Here is a 15,672-nt window from a genome sequence, read left to right as displayed (position 1 = left end):
CTCCTTTGCAGCTATTTAGGAAGTTGGCTGCAACAATAAACCAAACCAACGGGAATTGAAAAATGACTGTAAATAAACTGACTTTATCAGTCTTGCTCAGTGCGGGTTTACTTGCCCATTCAACCTTTACAACCGCCGCAGCCTACGACTGGAATAACACAGCGCCAGTTAAAGTACCTAGTGCAGCCAATAATAACGGCAAGACCGTTTATTTTGACGTATCTCATGGTGGCGTTGAAGGCAATGCTGACTGGGTCATTGACGGCGCTTTTTCGGACTTTGCAGACGCACTTGTTCAACAAGGTTATACCGTCAAAGAATACCGCGGTGTTGACCTAAACAATGATGGCCGTATCCGCTTTTACGATGATCGTACTAATGGCGCACAAACAAATGAAGCCATCATTACCTTTGATGCAATCAAAGACGCCGATGTATTTGTACTAGCAGAAACGAATAGACCATTCACATTGGCTGAGCAAGCTGCGCTTGAGCAATATGTCGCCAGTGGCAAAGGCATATTTTTCGTTGCCGATCACTATGATGCGGATCGCAATTTAAATACTTGGGACGCGACCGAAGTATTCAACGGCTACAACCGCTCAGATCTGAGTAAATACAACATGGGTGGCGCATATGGCGACTGGCGCAATCCAAAATCGGCTCATGCAGGATGGCTAGTTGAAAACTTTGGGATCCGATTCCGCTTTAATGGTGTTGACTACAAGCAAGGTGTGAGTGGTGTAGAGCCTAGTGCTCAAACTGAAGGGATCACACAAGGTGTTGACCCGATCTTGATGGCCGCTGGCGCAACCCTCGCAATTGTTGACCCACAAAAAGCCAAGGGACTGGTTTACTTCTCAGAATCCGATACACCAGTCAAATGGCGACATGCCAAAGATGACGGACTATATTTTGGCGGAAAAGCTGAAGGCCCCTACGTTGCTATCGCCAAATCTGGTGCCGGTAAAGCCGCTTTCATCGGTGATTCATCCCCGATAGAAGATGCGACACCAAAATACCGTCGCCAAGATAACGGCAACACTAAAAAAACTTATCCTGGTTGGACAGATCCCGGTCATGCTTCTGTACTCGCTGTTAATATCATAAACTGGCTTGCATCCCCTGAAAGTTACCAATACTTCGATGGTCAAAATGGCCATGCCAGCGGGTTTGCTACACCGACCCCCATGGCATCTCAAGAAATGTCAGATCCCAACAATGGTCAACCGTGGGGCACGCCAGCTAGCGGTTTTAATCCATGGGACACAGATACCTACAAAAACAATTCGTTTAATGCCCCATATGGAGACGGTCAAACAAATCCTGATCCTGACCCGGATCCAAACCCAACACCGGGTAATGCTGTATCTGTCAGCGATGCGTTAGCGGCACAGCAGAATACACCTCTAGTCGTGATCGGTAAGGTTACTGCTGCGATCAATGGTATTTACGGATTGCAACTAAGCGACCTCAACAATCCCGCAACACACATTTTTGTTAAGCTGGAAAGCAACCAAAGAGCCGACTTTAACCCACAGCTAAACCCTGCAATTTTAAATCAAAATATTATTGTGACAGGAAAGCGCAACAGCTATATGGGTGAACCAGGCATTCGCTATGTCACTGAATTGCAAATAGCGCCTTCATACATGTCAGTTGAACAAGCATTGGCCACTGCACAAGGTGAGTCTATCGAGTTAACGGGTCGCGTAAAGTCTGCTTTAAATAATATTTATGCATTGATTTTAGAAGACATTAATGACCCAAGCTTTACCATCAATATCAAATTAGAAAGCAGCCAGCGCGCGCAGTTTAGTCCTGTATTGAACCCTGATGTACTCAATGCAACTTTAGTGATCAAAGGGGTGCGTGACAGCTACATGAGTCAGCCTGGTGTACGCCAAGTTTCAAGTATTACACTGACTTCAGATGATAATAGCGGCAACCCAGATCACGGCAGCGATCTAAGCGTCTCTGATGTGTTAGCAATGAACAATGGTCAACCTGTGGTTGTATCAGGCACTATCACAGCAGCAATTAACAATAAATATGCGCTTGAACTGACGGACTCAAACAATGCTGGTAACAAGCTTTATATTAAGCTTGAGTCTTCACAGCGCGATACCTACAGCCCTTTGCTCAACCCTGAGTTAATTGGCAAACGACTGAGAGTCGAAGGCATTAAAAATGATTATATGAGCCACCCAGGTGTGCGCAGTGTGAGCAAATTAACACTGCTAAATTAATCATATAGCGAAGAGGTTCAGGCCATATTGGCCCGAACCTTTTAGGTTATTGTTTTATTGCTTGAATGGGTGTCGATGAAAAATTCACGTATTGATTCAATATCGCCTGACCATCGCTATTTTGGGTGAAAGTGAGGTAGATATTACTGTCCTCAAAAAAGAAGCTATTTGGCGACATCGCATATAACTCTTGATACCCCCAGCCCTCTTGTAAGAAATACAAATCACCTTGATAATAAGCGACCGTATAGACAGCCCCATTTTGTAGGCGGTATTCACCCGCAAACGCACGAAGTTGTTCATCAGAGAGAGACACTTCTTTAAAACTCGGAATATTTATATCTAACGCTTTTGCTGCCAAGCGCTGGCTAAGGACAAGTGGAGAAATATTGGTGTTGTTTGACAACACAGCAACATAAAGTGCCTCTTCAGGCACATATAGCGCATCTGAAACAAAGCCATTGATCCCGCCATTGTGTGTGATCACTTGGTAATCGCCCAATGTGGTCACAGCAATGCCATATCCATAATTCGAAATGCGACCATCATTTAAAGTCACTGGTGCCAGCATTTGCTGGTAGCTTTGCTCACTGATTAATTGTTCATTTGCAAGCGCATAAAACCAAGTATTTAAGTCAAAAACATTGGAAGAAAGCGCACCAGCTGCATGAGGCCAACTCGTGTCAACATGGACAGGAGTGATATAACCATTTGATGTAGCATCATAGCCTGACACGTGATTTTTGATGACTTTGCGCCCGGCATAGTGGCTATTTTTCATATCTAGTTTTTGAAAGATATGCTCATCTATAAACTCCGCATAAGACTGTCCGCTAGCCACTTCTATGATCTTGCCAAGCAATAGATACCCTGTATTTGAGTAGGCCATACCATCACCGGGCTGAAATTTCATCGGGTGCTGAGCAACCCTTGTAAGTATCTCGTCCAAGGTTGCTGGAGCGGTTGCTTCTTTTAGCATCAACTCTCTGTCTTCGGTGTAATTGGCAATACCCGACGTATGCGTTAATAAGTGCTCGATAGTGACCACATGACCATCAGTAGGGAAGTTGGGCACATATTTATGAATATCATCCGTTACAGACAACTTCCCACGCTCTTGCAAAATCATAATCGCCGCGGCGGTAAACTGCTTGGTGATTGAGCCAATTTTAAAAACACTTTTGGCTTTTAGGGGTACATTCAACTCTAAGTTGGCACGGCCAATGGCTTTTTTAAAAATCACGTCACCGTCTTTACTGATCAAAGCAGCAGCCCCGGGTTCACTGTGGCTAAGTTCACTGCGCAGTACTTTACGATATTCCTTTTTATAAGTTTTTGAATCACTAGCCGCCGCATCGGCGGCACCCAATGATAAGGTCGTAGCTATTACAGTAACAATTAAAGAAGGTTTCATCTCAATTTCCTTGTGGTTTGGTATACGCCCATTATTCAACCATCTAGGCTCTCCTTTTGTTGTCGAAAAAGTGTTCTTTGTTGTTACAAAGTATATAAAACTGTCTGGACATTCTGGCATTAAGCCTGCTTATTTGTTTACACTCACAATACGCAAAGGACACGCAAAAGATGAATGTAAACAGCGTAACATACTCCCCTTATAACTATTCAAACACTGCAACAGCGAAACCAACAAGGTTCGACCTGACCAATGCGACCGATGTACAGCAGGTACATATAAGCGAAAATGGCAGAATTGCGGATACTAAATGGCAATCCATTGCCAACAAATATGATGTGCACAATATCTCAGATGTAGAAGCAGGCGCTATGTCACGAGATTTATTCGATGCTGGCTTTATTAATACCACCCAAATGATGATCTTAATGGCCCCCTCATCTATGAACGAGACACCACTGAAAAAACATGACATGCTCAATGATATGAAATATACGTTTCAAATATCAGCTTCACTGGGGGGACATTCCCCCACTTCCAAAGAGCATTACCTCAATGCTATTAATGTGTTGGAGCGCCTAAAAGACTCGCGCGCCCCCTCCTAGTTACTTTTTATCACTCTCATAGTAATTGCCCGTCGCCCTTGCCAAGGCTTTATATACAAAAGGAATTTCAATATCTGGGTAACGTTCAAACAGTGACTCACGCATATAGAAGGTAAACTGCTTCGCACTTTCTATCGGCAACTCACTGGGGCGCTTTCCATGAATAATTTGAATGGCCATTTCGCTGGCAACATGGCCCTGCTCAACTGGTGATGCACTAAAAGCAATTTGCCCTCCATCATTGACATAGGAAGAAGAAAACCCAAGTACAGGCACATTAGCGGTGCTTTCCTGTGTCCACCTGATCACTTCTTTAACTGCTACACGATCTTTCCCTTTGCTATTACATGGATCTTTCCCTTCGGCATCTTTGTCTGGAACCAGTGTTTTGTAGCCATTTAATAAAATTAAATCAGATTGCTGATTGGCCAACAGCACCGCTTCTTGCCATTGTTTGTAACTACAAACTTTGATGATATCTAGGTTAATTTCTGGCGCCCAAGTATATTGCTTGATCAACTCGATATTTAACTTACTAGTTGTCGAGTTATCGGTGATGAAAACCACATCTACCGGATCAGAATCGGCGATATTTATGCTATCGGGAAAAAATATTTTTAAGATACTTTCTTTGACAATCGGCAGTGGCCGTCGCTCTAAAATCCCCGTTACATTATCTGCTTGATCAAAACCATAAGCCTCAGGTTTGGCGTTTACGCCAGAAAATACCACGTTTATCTTGGGGTGATTTAAATAGTGTTTAGTCACATATTTTTGCGCGTTGTCATCAACTGCGATGATCACATGCGGCTCCCAGCTGTCAATCAGTTTCTGAGCACGTGTGCCCGCGCGCGATTTAAACCCGCTGCCAGAATGACGCTTGGTATCCATATAATGATATCGTACCGAAAATGCCTCATCTTTTAGGACTTGGGCTATCCCGATATTAACCCTATCAGTCCAAGAATAACCAATGTGGTAACTGTGCAGAACCAGCACTCTGGGTTTGTTTTGTACCGCAATAAGGGTGTAAGCAATAAACCCAAATATAAATAATAACGGGATCAATCGATTTAAGTGATTAACCATGATGAGCTCCTTATCTTATAACATGTTTAACCAGCGAAAAAACGGCAATGTGCAATAGATAGCCGCGATGCGAAACAGCACCGACAACGCATTAAATTTAAGAAAAGAGGCATGATTGTAGAGTTTTGCTTTTTTTTGAACGACCCCCTGAAACATCACAAAATAGGAGGCTTGATAGGGAAAAAGCCAGCACTCTGCGAGCATGAGAATGATAAATGCCACCACCCAAGGATCAATACCATGTGATTCTGCCAAAGGTATAAAAATAGCCGCAGTGAGCATACCGGCAGCATTTATCGGTAAGAATAAGCGCAGTGCAAAAACAATACCGATTAATATCAGTACAAAAAACTCAAAGTCCTGAGCCATAAATACGCCAACAAGATTGAGTCGCTCACTGAGCAACATATCAATTTGCGTATAGTTGAGAATATGCACCATGCCAATCATAGAGCCAAGCAAAATCAAAAAGCGCCAATCAATGTCATTTTTAATTTGCTTGTTGCTGATCATACCCAGAGCTAAAAAAACAAATAATACCGTTAAACTCACCCATGATAGCTGGATTTTATGAAATGAAGCTGTGACTACGGCCAATAGAAAAAACAATACGCCGCACAAGGCAAACCACTCTAAACTTGTTATTGGGCCTAGCATAGCCAGTTGATCTTTTATGTCTTGCTTCGATATTTTGGGTTTTTCACTATGTCTAAACATAAAATGCGAGCACACCAAAAATAGCGTCAACATTACCAAACCAGCTACGGATGCGGCCGTAAACCAATTCATCCATTGAAACTCTTCTCGACGCTGTACAGGCAGTAAACTAAACACCAATAAATTTAGTGATTTACTGGTCATAAAAATGGCTGAAAAAATACTCACGCCAGCAAACATAGAGAGACTTAAACGCGTTGCTGCCGCACTGCCATTTTTGAACCCTAGACTTTTACTCATATCTACTAGCATGGGTGACAATAGCCCCACTCTGCCATTGGAGCTTGGGATCATAGGCGTCAAGAAAACCCCTAAAAGCAACAAACTAAAATTGTAACTGAAGGTCGAGTTTGGGCAGCGTTGTAAAATCCATAATACTACGCGGTAGGTAGCGCCTGATGCGACCAGCACAGAGCCCAACCCAAATATGCTCAACGCCATAAAAAAACTCCCCGATGCATAGCCCGACAACGCAACCTCGCTGGGCACCACGCCCAAGCTTAAGCAAATAATGAGTGTAAACAAACCGGCAGCGTACATAGGGATGAGCTGAAATACCCACATAATTAAAGTCACGCTGAATGCAGCAATAAACTGCTTTTGTCGCCAATTAAGCAGTGCATCACCTCCTTGTTCTCCAAAATACAAGATGCAAGCGGGGGTCAGTACAACCAAAAGCCAACCCAAGGCCTTGAACCAGTCTTTGTATTGAGTATCAACCTCGGGGACTTCTATCAGCTCTTGCTGTGCATCCAGCGCCGCAGGCGTGTGCACTTGCTCTAGCAACACTTTGCGAAACATGTCCTTAGAGGCTGTGTGCTCAGGCGCAATTTCATGCGCTTTATCACTGGGAATGGCCAAAAATATCGAAGACTCTAAAACAACGACCTCACTGAGGTAGCCATTCACGCCAAGTAGCGCCTCTTTGCCTATCACCCCCTCACTCAAGGTTTGACATTCCCCAGTGGAGCTCGTCAGCTGCACACTGCCAGTTAGCAGTACATAATATTGCTCAGCCGACTCCCCATGTTGAAAAAGCTTTTCACCGGGGGCGACTTGATACTTTTGTATATAAGGCAGTAATCTCGCGAGCTGTTGTCGGCTCCAGTCGTCAAACTCTTCTGTTTGGCTAAGGCGCTCAATATCTCGCTGTAATACAGGTAAATCACGACTTGCCTCCCCATCTGAGTGGGCGCCGTCAAGCGCACTGTGTTTATTTGCTAATAATTGTTCATTCATAATATGGTTCCGAGCTTGTCGCTACTTAAATCGAATTGAAATCAACCTAGTTTCAAATAGGTAATAAAAAACAAGGCACAGCTTAAAAAGGGCCAATAAAACAGTCTGGGTAATAAGTTATCTTTGTGGTGGATGAAATACATGCGCTCTGTACGTGACAACAACACACTGTTAATGGTGACTAGCGCTAAGGCTAAATAGGCGAGAAAATAGTAACTCTCGTAATAGTTGATCCCCGCATCGTTTAATTCGCCTCTGAGTGTGCTATGCCACAGCATGGTTGAAAACATCAAAGCTGAGGAGCCTGTGATCACCGCCATGGGATTGAATCCAAACACATCCGCTTGGCTCTGATTTGCAGTAGATAAAATCAATAGCAAAAATAAAATGACAAACACCATCATCATCGGCGCAACGTGGGTGATCAGAGGGTTGATAAAGGCGCGCTTGATAGACACATTAAAGTACAACTCAGCGAGGTTATATCTATCAATGTAATTGCTTATACCAAAGTCCGTTTCATAATTGCTTTTGCGCAAACTGAAGTAACTATTTGCGATATCCCACCCCGTCAATTTAGCAACGGTGTTGAGGCCTGGTTTAGCAGAGTGGTAAACCAAGGGGTAAGCATTTAAATCAGGCTCCAAAACAATGTTATTCGCCATGTTGAGGTGCTTTAAGCGCAATGAAACTGTACCGCTGTCAAATGGGTAATAACTGTGGTCAATTGCCAATGGCAAGACGACTTTAAAATACCAACCAAGGGTTTCGGTGTTATGTGTTATGTCCCGATAATGATGCTCACCGAAGCGATAAAATAACTTGCCATCTACGGCATCGGCAAACACCACCCCCTTTTGCTTATCTTCAATAAGACCATCAAGATCATACTTTTGCCAAATGTACCCACTGATCACCAGCTCATTGAGGTTTTGGTATTCAATAGAGCGCACCAATATACCTGTTTTCACAAATTGGGCTGGGTGCTGCTTTATTTGGTCACTGTATCTCAGGTATCTCGCCCGCGCTTTTGATACATCTTGTTCATCGGTGAGCTTAAGAGAGTCGCTCTGGTGCTCGTATAAATGGACACTTGCCTCTTTAGCGATCAGTGCTAGGCCCACCATAAAACTCATGGAAATCGCCCCGACAAACAACCAACTAGATGGCAACCAGCTCGGTGTTGTGATTCGATGTCTAGTTTTAAAATACAGACCAATGATGCAGTTGATCGCAAATAGTGTTGAAACCAATACCAAGTTAACGTACATGCGATGTAACTCTTTGGCGTTATACCCAAGTTCATTGGTCATAAACACCACATGCAATTGCCAGTTGGTGTGAGCAATAAGTTTAGAGAACACTTTTGCTTTGCCACTTTGCAATTGAAATGTTTTTGCTTGTGCATCTCGCTGCATTAATCGCTCTGTAAAACACGCCCCACCGCGCAGATAACACGCTAAAATCACATCTTTTTTACTGGCATACTGACTCACTCCACCATTGGTTAGCACCACTTCTTGTTTGGCCAGCTGTTCATTTGGGTGATAAATCAGATTGCCCTGCTCAGACACCACAAAGCCATATCCAGTTTTCCAAAAGTGCCGCGCGCGCATAATGGATTTAAGCTCGGTTAGGGAGTAATTGAGAGAGATCACACCCGCAACTTGAGAGCGACTCGCATCGGTAAAAAATGGGATAGAGTAGCCGATAATGTATGCACCACTGGTGCTGCTGAATTTTGGCTCTTGCCAAATTGCGCGCCCCTGCTCTACGGCTTTGGTGTACCACTGAGTTTTTTTGCTGCCTATTTGCGTGTAATCATAGTTTTTGGGTTTAATTTGGATTTGATTATTAGACTGAAATGCATACCAAGATTTCAATTCATACTGATCACTAGCAATTGCACCCGGCGTATTGAATATCTGTTTATCCAGCGACACACCCACTGCGAAGATCTGCCCTTCTTGACGGTGTTTGTTGCTCTGCAATGTATGAGTCAATATGCGTTTAACTTTTGTATCTAACGCTAAACTCATATCATGCTGGCTAAAATCCTCATCACTTAATTGAGATTTTATGGTGTCGCCGACCTCGATAAGGTACGCAATCTGTCGCTCAATATGCTTTGCAGCATAGAGGGTCTCTTCATACGCCAAAGTGTTTTTTTGTTCAAACACGTGCGTTTTATTTTGGAAGTACTGAGGGACCAAATAAATAAGCAAGATCAGTAACAACAGTCCAACATAGCGATTGCATCGGATCAAATAATCAAGCATACGTTGTTACACCTGCTCAATAGCCAAAGTGATAATTTAGGCCCAGTGACACAATGGCAAGATCTGCCCCCTGTTCGGTCCCATCGCTTAGGATATTAGACTTGGCAGGTGTCACTGTGGGACTAACTCCAGCATTAAAACCATAGCGGCCATGAGTGTCATTATTGATTGCAGAGTAAATAAGCGACGTGCTTAACTGCTTGGAGAAGCGATATATAACCCCGATGCTCGCACCTTTTGCCCCATCGTTGCCAGCGTCACTTTCTTTCGCTCGCCACAATTGTGCTTGGTAGGTGAAATGATCGTGTTGCCACTGAGCATTGAATAAAAACGCATCTCGGGAATAACTTGAGGCAAGGCGAGAATCCGAGATGGTTTCATACATCCAGCTAAATTTGCCCTTTTGCAGTCGATATTGCAGCGCAACTTTTTTGCCAGATAGCGCTGCATCCGCGAAGCGCTGCCGCTCATACCCTGTGACAAACGTAAAAGCACCTTTATTATGACGCAGTGCAAACGATACATTGTCTCGCTCACCGACTTCAACGTCCTCAGTTGCCAGCTGATTTTGTGAGTAACTAGCTGATATGGATAAATCTTTGATCAGGGCTCTGTCATAGACAACAATTTGCTTGGCCCGTACATTAAAGAGCTTTGACGCTTTTTCACCGCTGGCTGCACCAATGACTTGATTGTAATCTGCCACAGTGCCTGAAAATATATCGAGCTTGCCTGTCATTGATTTATAAGCAGTATCAATTTTACCAATTCGGAACCGCCCAATATCACGGTGCTTTAACCCTACATAGGTATTGCGCAGCGACCAAAATTCACTGTCTTCATCGCCTGACGCCTTAACACCAAACTCAATTTTATATAGCCCTTGCCATTGCTCATCGACCCTTTGCTTACCTTTCACGCCTAACCTAGAACCGTGCGTCGCAATAAACTGTCGGCGGGTATCCTCAGTCGTACTTTGTTCTCCTAAATCGACTGTATTAAAGGACAAACGAGCACGGCCATATACTTGAGGAGCATGGTCATTTTTAGCCTGAAGTGACGAAGTCGTCGCATGAGTCAGTGATGGCACCAACAAACATCCAGATGCGCAGAGTGGAAATAGAGAGCTTAGTTTCATTTTGATACTCAGATTGGTTGCTATAAACACATCCAGTATCTTTATGTTGAGCGCACAATAATTGGGGCTCTGAAGGTTAAATAGCGCGAATATTACGATTCACTCATTAATGATAAAAGCCAAGCAAAACACCCAAATACACACTTTTTACAAAAAATGGGCCCATTCATCACCCCTTTTTTCTGCGCCCAACGTTATACATATAAACACACATTCCTCAGAAAAAAGGTGAACTAGATGAAGCATAAAAACCACACCGCTGCGCCCTCGAACACTGATGTTGATATGAACCCTATGCTCGATATCGTTTTCATTCTGCTGATCTTTTTTATTGTGACAGCCAGCTTTCAAAAAGCACATGTCCTTGATCTTGATAGGCCAAATAAGGCAAATGTTGCGCTCTCGCAAACTTTAACCCCCCAATTTAGCATTGATCAGCGAAACCGTATTTTCTTGAATCAAAAACAGGTAGACCCTGACGCCATCGCGGTAAACATTGCACGATTGGCAGCCCAAGGTGAGATAACTTCAATTAGTTTAAAAGCACACGCCATGAGCGAGCACAACACGCTGGTTACGGTGTTAAATGCGATCAAGTCACAAACCGATGCACCCGTTGCTTTGGGTAGCTAATAAAGAAAGGCGAAGGGAAGAAGCCATGGTGTCGCATCACATTACACCATGGCGGCCAAGACTATGGGTTAATATGATGAAGCTGGGTGTTAACTAACTTACCATCAAAATCACGGTGTGCATCAATCCGCGCGAAGAAAGCCTGTGCATTTGGTGTTACCGGGATAACAACTGAATAAAACGCAAAGTTAAGACCTGCAACAACCTGTTGCTGTGCAGCCAGAATCATATAATTAACACCTTCCAGTGATTCGATCTGTTGCGCGGCACGCAGCTCCGCTTCACTGAAGTCATCACGTAAGGCAACTGAATCAAACGAACCAATAGGCGGCACTAATACAGGCTCACTGAATACGCGATCTGATAGTTGAGTAAAATGTTCACCTTGTTGATTAACTACAATCAGCTCAAGGCGGTTCACTTTAGGTACGTTTGGTGCCACAACTGGTGACACAAAGCAATAAAACGCATAGTTAGTGCCATTTACAACCTGAGATTGCCCAGCTAAAGGCTTAATATCCACACCTTCACGCTTATTAATGTGTTCAAATGCATTGATGTATTCTTTGTCAAAATCCTGCGCCAATACGATTGGACCAAAACCACCTAAAATACGATTTGCTTCAGACATTGTCTTATCCTTTTATGTCATTAAGAAAGGGGTACTCCATACCTCGGAGTTGATTAAGTTGCGACAAGTCTAGGCGCAATTGGACGGCCTGTTGGTATCACTTTAGTATCACTTTAGTATCACTTTAGTATCACTTTGGTATCAGATTTAGCGCCGTAAATTTGTGCAGCATTTTTGACATCTTTGTACACTAATTCGCACACCCAACTTAACCTCTGTTATTGGCGTAAATCACCGTGCGTTGCTAGTCTTAACATCCCTTTTTCAAGGAGTCAGATTATGGATGGCAGGGTAAAACTGGATTGTAAAATGCTAAAACAACTACGCCGTGACATGGGGTTAAGTCAGGAAAAACTCGCATGTGCATGCCAAGAGAAAGCACTCTGTGTTTCCATTGCAACCCTCAAGCGCGCTGAATGCGGCTGCAAAGTATACCATCGCACGGCACGAGAACTGGCTCGCTTCTATCAAATCCCAGTAAAAGATTTATTGAGCGATCAACCCATTTAAACTACAACGATTAACTGCAAAATAAAGCAGTTCTAGTGCCAGTCAGAGTCAAAACGTGAATGCGCTCCTGTTTTAGGTCTGTATTCGTTGGAAAACAGCGACTAAAAACGCATAATGAATTTAAAGACCCCTTGAACACAAGCGTCGTATTGCTGAATCGATTTGTAACAAATTTGCTATTTTCAATGACAGTGCTTTCCCCTACTCTAAAACAGTAAAAGCAAATGGAGAACGCGATGAAAGAATTACAAAAGTTAGTCAGTGGCTTGAATAAATCCGGTGCACTGAACGGCTTTTTAGGTGGCGTCGCCGGAGGCGGAGTCAGCAGCTTATTAAGTGGTAAAAAAAGTAAAAAAACCGGCAAAAAAGCGGTGAAATATGGTGCCTTAGCAGCGGTCGGTGGGCTCGCATGGAAAGCATACAAACAGTACAGCGAACAAAGTCAATCGGCATCACAGCACCGCGACAGCCAAGCATATGAACAGGCAATGGCAAAACGTTCACACTCTCATCGTACGTTTGACTTTCAGCCCGCAAGTATGCCCGAACAAAGCTTCGAACAAGTTGTCGAAGATGATACGGGTTCAGGGCAACTGTTGCTCATGCGGGCAATGATTGCAGCCGCATATGCCGACGGCCATATCGATGAAACTGAACGGCAAAAGATATTTGCCCAAGTAGAAACCATGACCTTAAGCGTACAAGAAAAAGCCATGTTGTTTGACGAGTTAAGAGCGCCAATGGGCCTTAGCGAATTGGTGTCAGCGGTGCCAAATGCACAAACGGGTATCGAAGTCTACGCAGCCAGCGCAAGCGCCATTGACCTTACACAGACGGTCTCTTTACAATATTTGCAAGCGCTAGCCAATCAACTTTGCCTGCCTCGCGAGCTGGTCAATAGCATTCATCAGCAACTCGATACGCTGTAGTGGGAAGCAATAATTAGCTAAGCAGGCGTGACTCTTTCAAACTTATATTTGCTCAACAAAGTACACAAAAGAGCACGCCTCAGTGTGGATGGCTTACCCTCACTAAATTAGTTAAAACTGAGCTGATAAACTCGGGTAATGCCACTATAAACGCGGAAGGAATAGCCTTTTACAACCTGCAACACCGCACTTAAGGCTTTTTAACCACTTTGGGCTTTTTACGGTTTGGGTAACAGGTCGTGCACATAGGGCATACTGTGCCATCACACCCCCTAGCAGTACAAAACTCGCGACCATAATAAATAAATTGTAGATGCAGATCATTCCAATGCTCTTTTGCGAATAATCGCTTAAGGTCTTTTTCAGTCTGTGCCACGTTTTTACCACTGGTTAAACCCCAGCGCTGTGCTAAACGGTGAATGTGGGTATCAACAGGAAAAGCGGGCACACCAAATGCCTGCGACATCACAACACCCGCGGTTTTGTGCCCAACGCCGGGTAGAGTTTCCAGTGCATCCATATCTTCAGGCACAACCCCGTCATAATCAGCAACTAAAATTTCTGACAATTTTTTAATTGCTTTGGATTTTTGTGGTGATAAACCACATGGGCGGATAATGGCTTTTATATCCTCAACCGACTGCTTTGCCATATCAAACGGATTATCAGCCAACTGCCACAGTGCGGGTGTTACTTGATTGACACGTTCATCGGTACATTGCGCCGATAATAAAACCGCAACCAATAACGTATACGGATCTTTGTGATCAAGGGGAATTGGAGGCTCGGGGTAGCGAGCTTGGAGCTCTGCCAAGATATATGCTACACGCTCAGCTTTTAATAGATTTTTTTCAGACACGCTTACTGGCCTAGGTTACTTTTCACATTGCAATGCGCTTAATTTACATTGACGCCAAAGCTGCGTCAGCATAAAACATCATTTTCTCGATTTTGCGTCTTCACTACTCATTTGGCTAAGCCTAAGCACCGAGGTATTGCCCTAAAGCAATGAAAAAAGGCACACCAAGTAGCACATTGAACGGAAAAGTGATCCCCAGTGACGCTGTAATAGACATTCCGGCATTGGCCTCTGGTAAGCTCTCTTTCATTGCAGCTGGCACCGCGATATAAGAGGCACTCGCGCCAAGCACAGCCATTAGTGCAAGTCCACCGGCACTGAGCCCTAAAATCACGCCAAGGCCTGTCCCAGCTAAGCCACCTAACATTGGCATTAAAATCGCGAAGCTAATTAAAAATATACTGTTCTTTTTTAATGTGCCCAGTTGCTCACCTGCAACTAGGCCCATCTTCAATAAGAATAGTGCCAAGACGCCAGAAAATAGCTCGACAAAAAAAGGTGTGAGTTTTTGTACGCTCTCACCACCGACGAAACCGATAATTAAGCTCCCTACCATTATTAGAATGCTCTGGTTGGCGATCAGCTCTTTTTTCACAAACGTGCGGTTGATAACTTTTAAACTCCCTTTAGCAAGTACTAAACCAACCACAATTGCAGGCATTTCGAGCAACACCACAAACAGTGGGAAATAGGCTTCATAGGCAATGTTAGCAGCTTCCAAAAGCGCCACCGCGACAGCATAAGTTGCTACGCTGACCGAACCATAGTGCGCAGCAATCGCACCAGCGTTGATCTTATCTAGTTGACCAAAATAACGTAATAGCGGGTACGCCACCAATGGCAATAATAATCCAAATGCCACCACTGCAAGGGACATCGTCAGCAGTGCAGGGTCAATATGTTGCTGCAATGCTATTCCGCCTTTTAGGCCAATAGCCACCATCAAAAAAAGGCTTAATGTCTTATACAGACCATCTGGAAATGAGAGTTTTGCACCCAATAGCTGGGCTAGAATACCCAGTATAAAAAAAGCAACAACCGCGTCTATCATGGGTTACTTAGCCTCTGCTAAACAAGATGATTGAGCAGTACTTTGCGATTTTTGAGCTTTGTTAGGTGAAGGTTTTAACACGCTAAAAACTGACAGCGTAAAGAGAATGACGGCCAATAAAATAAAACCTGTACCACCATGTCCGAGTAGGTTGCTCAAATAAGAAAACGCCAACAGACTTAAGCTTGTTATAAGGGATAACACCAAACTTTTAAATGCCATAACTCTCTCCTCTGTATTTTTGAAGATTTTACAAAAGTCAAAACATAGATAAAAATAGATAGTTACTATGACAATCATAGACAAAAGTCTAACTTGATAATTAAGTA

General features: G+C 43.7%; 14 protein-coding genes. 5 read left to right on the top strand and 9 right to left on the bottom strand.

The features are described 5' to 3' along the window. Positions 1-62: 62 nt before the first annotated feature. On the top strand, positions 63-2,249 hold the full coding sequence (locus QNM18_RS12130; protein WP_284137373.1) for a DUF6359 domain-containing protein: 2,187 nt from the start codon (positions 63-65) through the stop codon (positions 2,247-2,249). A gap of 46 nt (positions 2,250-2,295) precedes the next feature. On the opposite strand, the gene QNM18_RS12125 is transcribed toward QNM18_RS12130, so the two are convergent. After that, on the bottom strand, positions 2,296-3,663 hold the full coding sequence (locus QNM18_RS12125) for a serine hydrolase domain-containing protein (protein WP_284137372.1): 1,368 nt from the start codon (positions 3,661-3,663) through the stop codon (positions 2,296-2,298). A gap of 170 nt (positions 3,664-3,833) precedes the next feature. Between QNM18_RS12125 and QNM18_RS12120 the strand changes: the two genes are divergently transcribed. Continuing rightward, the gene (locus tag QNM18_RS12120; RefSeq protein WP_284137371.1) at positions 3,834-4,268 is read left to right on the top strand and encodes a hypothetical protein; all 435 of its coding nucleotides are present in this window, start codon (positions 3,834-3,836) and stop codon (positions 4,266-4,268) included. Here QNM18_RS12120 and QNM18_RS12115 read toward each other — a convergent pair whose 3' ends face one another. From QNM18_RS12115 to QNM18_RS12100, 4 genes are read right to left on the bottom strand one after another with little or no spacing between them, the layout of a single operon-like run. Continuing rightward, positions 4,269-5,357, bottom strand: coding sequence for an ABC transporter substrate-binding protein (locus QNM18_RS12115; RefSeq protein ID WP_211011321.1), 1,089 nt, complete (start codon positions 5,355-5,357; stop codon positions 4,269-4,271). Positions 5,358-5,372: 15 nt separating this feature from the next. Next, a complete protein-coding gene (locus QNM18_RS12110; RefSeq protein WP_284137370.1) occupies positions 5,373-7,313 on the bottom strand; it encodes an SLC13 family permease in 1,941 nt (646 codons plus the stop codon). A gap of 41 nt (positions 7,314-7,354) precedes the next feature. Continuing rightward, positions 7,355-9,592: a PDC sensor domain-containing protein gene (locus QNM18_RS12105; protein WP_284137369.1), complete on the bottom strand. Its 2,238-nt coding sequence runs from the start codon at positions 9,590-9,592 to the stop codon at positions 7,355-7,357. Positions 9,593-9,608: 16 nt separating this feature from the next. Further along, entirely contained in the window at positions 9,609-10,730 is a 1,122-nt protein-coding gene (locus tag QNM18_RS12100) for a porin (RefSeq protein WP_284137368.1), read from the bottom strand. A gap of 237 nt (positions 10,731-10,967) precedes the next feature. Between QNM18_RS12100 and QNM18_RS12095 the strand changes: the two genes are divergently transcribed. Beyond that, complete coding sequence (locus QNM18_RS12095) at positions 10,968-11,363, top strand: ExbD/TolR family protein (RefSeq protein WP_211011325.1); 396 nt, start codon at positions 10,968-10,970, stop codon at positions 11,361-11,363. 61 nt (positions 11,364-11,424) lie between these two features. Here QNM18_RS12095 and QNM18_RS12090 read toward each other — a convergent pair whose 3' ends face one another. Beyond that, positions 11,425-11,994, bottom strand: coding sequence for a hypothetical protein (locus QNM18_RS12090; RefSeq protein WP_211011327.1), 570 nt, complete (start codon positions 11,992-11,994; stop codon positions 11,425-11,427). Between the two features lie 279 nt (positions 11,995-12,273). Here QNM18_RS12090 and QNM18_RS12085 point away from each other — a divergent pair, with 279 nt between their 5' ends. Then, complete coding sequence (locus QNM18_RS12085; RefSeq protein WP_284137367.1) at positions 12,274-12,504, top strand: helix-turn-helix domain-containing protein; 231 nt, start codon at positions 12,274-12,276, stop codon at positions 12,502-12,504. Between the two features lie 236 nt (positions 12,505-12,740). Then, complete coding sequence (locus QNM18_RS12080; protein WP_211011331.1) at positions 12,741-13,433, top strand: tellurite resistance TerB family protein; 693 nt, start codon at positions 12,741-12,743, stop codon at positions 13,431-13,433. Between the two features lie 190 nt (positions 13,434-13,623). Here the strand turns inward: QNM18_RS12080 and nth are convergent, their stop codons facing one another. The 3 genes from nth to QNM18_RS12065 form a co-directional block, all read right to left on the bottom strand. After that, the gene (gene nth / locus QNM18_RS12075) at positions 13,624-14,292 is read right to left on the bottom strand and encodes an endonuclease III (RefSeq protein WP_211011333.1); all 669 of its coding nucleotides are present in this window, start codon (positions 14,290-14,292) and stop codon (positions 13,624-13,626) included. A gap of 121 nt (positions 14,293-14,413) precedes the next feature. Beyond that, positions 14,414-15,343 carry a sodium-dependent bicarbonate transport family permease gene (locus QNM18_RS12070; protein WP_284137366.1) on the bottom strand — a complete coding sequence of 310 codons (930 nt, stop codon included), beginning with the start codon at positions 15,341-15,343 and terminating at the stop codon, positions 14,414-14,416. A 3-nt stretch (positions 15,344-15,346) separates the two neighbouring features. Further along, entirely contained in the window at positions 15,347-15,565 is a 219-nt protein-coding gene (locus QNM18_RS12065) for a hypothetical protein (protein ID WP_284137365.1), read from the bottom strand. Positions 15,566-15,672: the final 107 nt, after the last annotated feature.

It is taken from the genome of Pseudoalteromonas obscura, from assembly GCF_030135505.1.
GTDB lineage: Bacteria > Pseudomonadota > Gammaproteobacteria > Enterobacterales > Alteromonadaceae > Pseudoalteromonas > Pseudoalteromonas obscura.
This window is presented reverse-complemented; position numbering and strand designations above follow the sequence as displayed.

Excerpts from the sequence above, each read along its gene's own strand:
- QNM18_RS12130 (WP_284137373.1), top strand. The coding sequence starts at position 63 with ATGACTGTAAATAAACTGACTTTATCAGTCTTGCTCAGTGCGGGTTTA.
- QNM18_RS12125 (WP_284137372.1), bottom strand. The coding sequence starts at position 3,663 with ATGAAACCTTCTTTAATTGTTACTGTAATAGCTACGACCTTATCATTG.
- QNM18_RS12120 (WP_284137371.1), top strand. The coding sequence starts at position 3,834 with ATGAATGTAAACAGCGTAACATACTCCCCTTATAACTATTCAAACACT.
- QNM18_RS12115 (WP_211011321.1), bottom strand. The coding sequence starts at position 5,357 with ATGGTTAATCACTTAAATCGATTGATCCCGTTATTATTTATATTTGGG.
- QNM18_RS12110 (WP_284137370.1), bottom strand. The coding sequence starts at position 7,313 with ATGAATGAACAATTATTAGCAAATAAACACAGTGCGCTTGACGGCGCC.
- QNM18_RS12105 (WP_284137369.1), bottom strand. The coding sequence starts at position 9,592 with ATGCTTGATTATTTGATCCGATGCAATCGCTATGTTGGACTGTTGTTA.
- QNM18_RS12100 (WP_284137368.1), bottom strand. The coding sequence starts at position 10,730 with ATGAAACTAAGCTCTCTATTTCCACTCTGCGCATCTGGATGTTTGTTG.
- QNM18_RS12095 (WP_211011325.1), top strand. The coding sequence starts at position 10,968 with ATGAAGCATAAAAACCACACCGCTGCGCCCTCGAACACTGATGTTGAT.
- QNM18_RS12090 (WP_211011327.1), bottom strand. The coding sequence starts at position 11,994 with ATGTCTGAAGCAAATCGTATTTTAGGTGGTTTTGGTCCAATCGTATTG.
- QNM18_RS12085 (WP_284137367.1), top strand. The coding sequence starts at position 12,274 with ATGGATGGCAGGGTAAAACTGGATTGTAAAATGCTAAAACAACTACGC.
- QNM18_RS12080 (WP_211011331.1), top strand. The coding sequence starts at position 12,741 with ATGAAAGAATTACAAAAGTTAGTCAGTGGCTTGAATAAATCCGGTGCA.
- QNM18_RS12070 (WP_284137366.1), bottom strand. The coding sequence starts at position 15,343 with ATGATAGACGCGGTTGTTGCTTTTTTTATACTGGGTATTCTAGCCCAG.
- QNM18_RS12065 (WP_284137365.1), bottom strand. The coding sequence starts at position 15,565 with ATGGCATTTAAAAGTTTGGTGTTATCCCTTATAACAAGCTTAAGTCTG.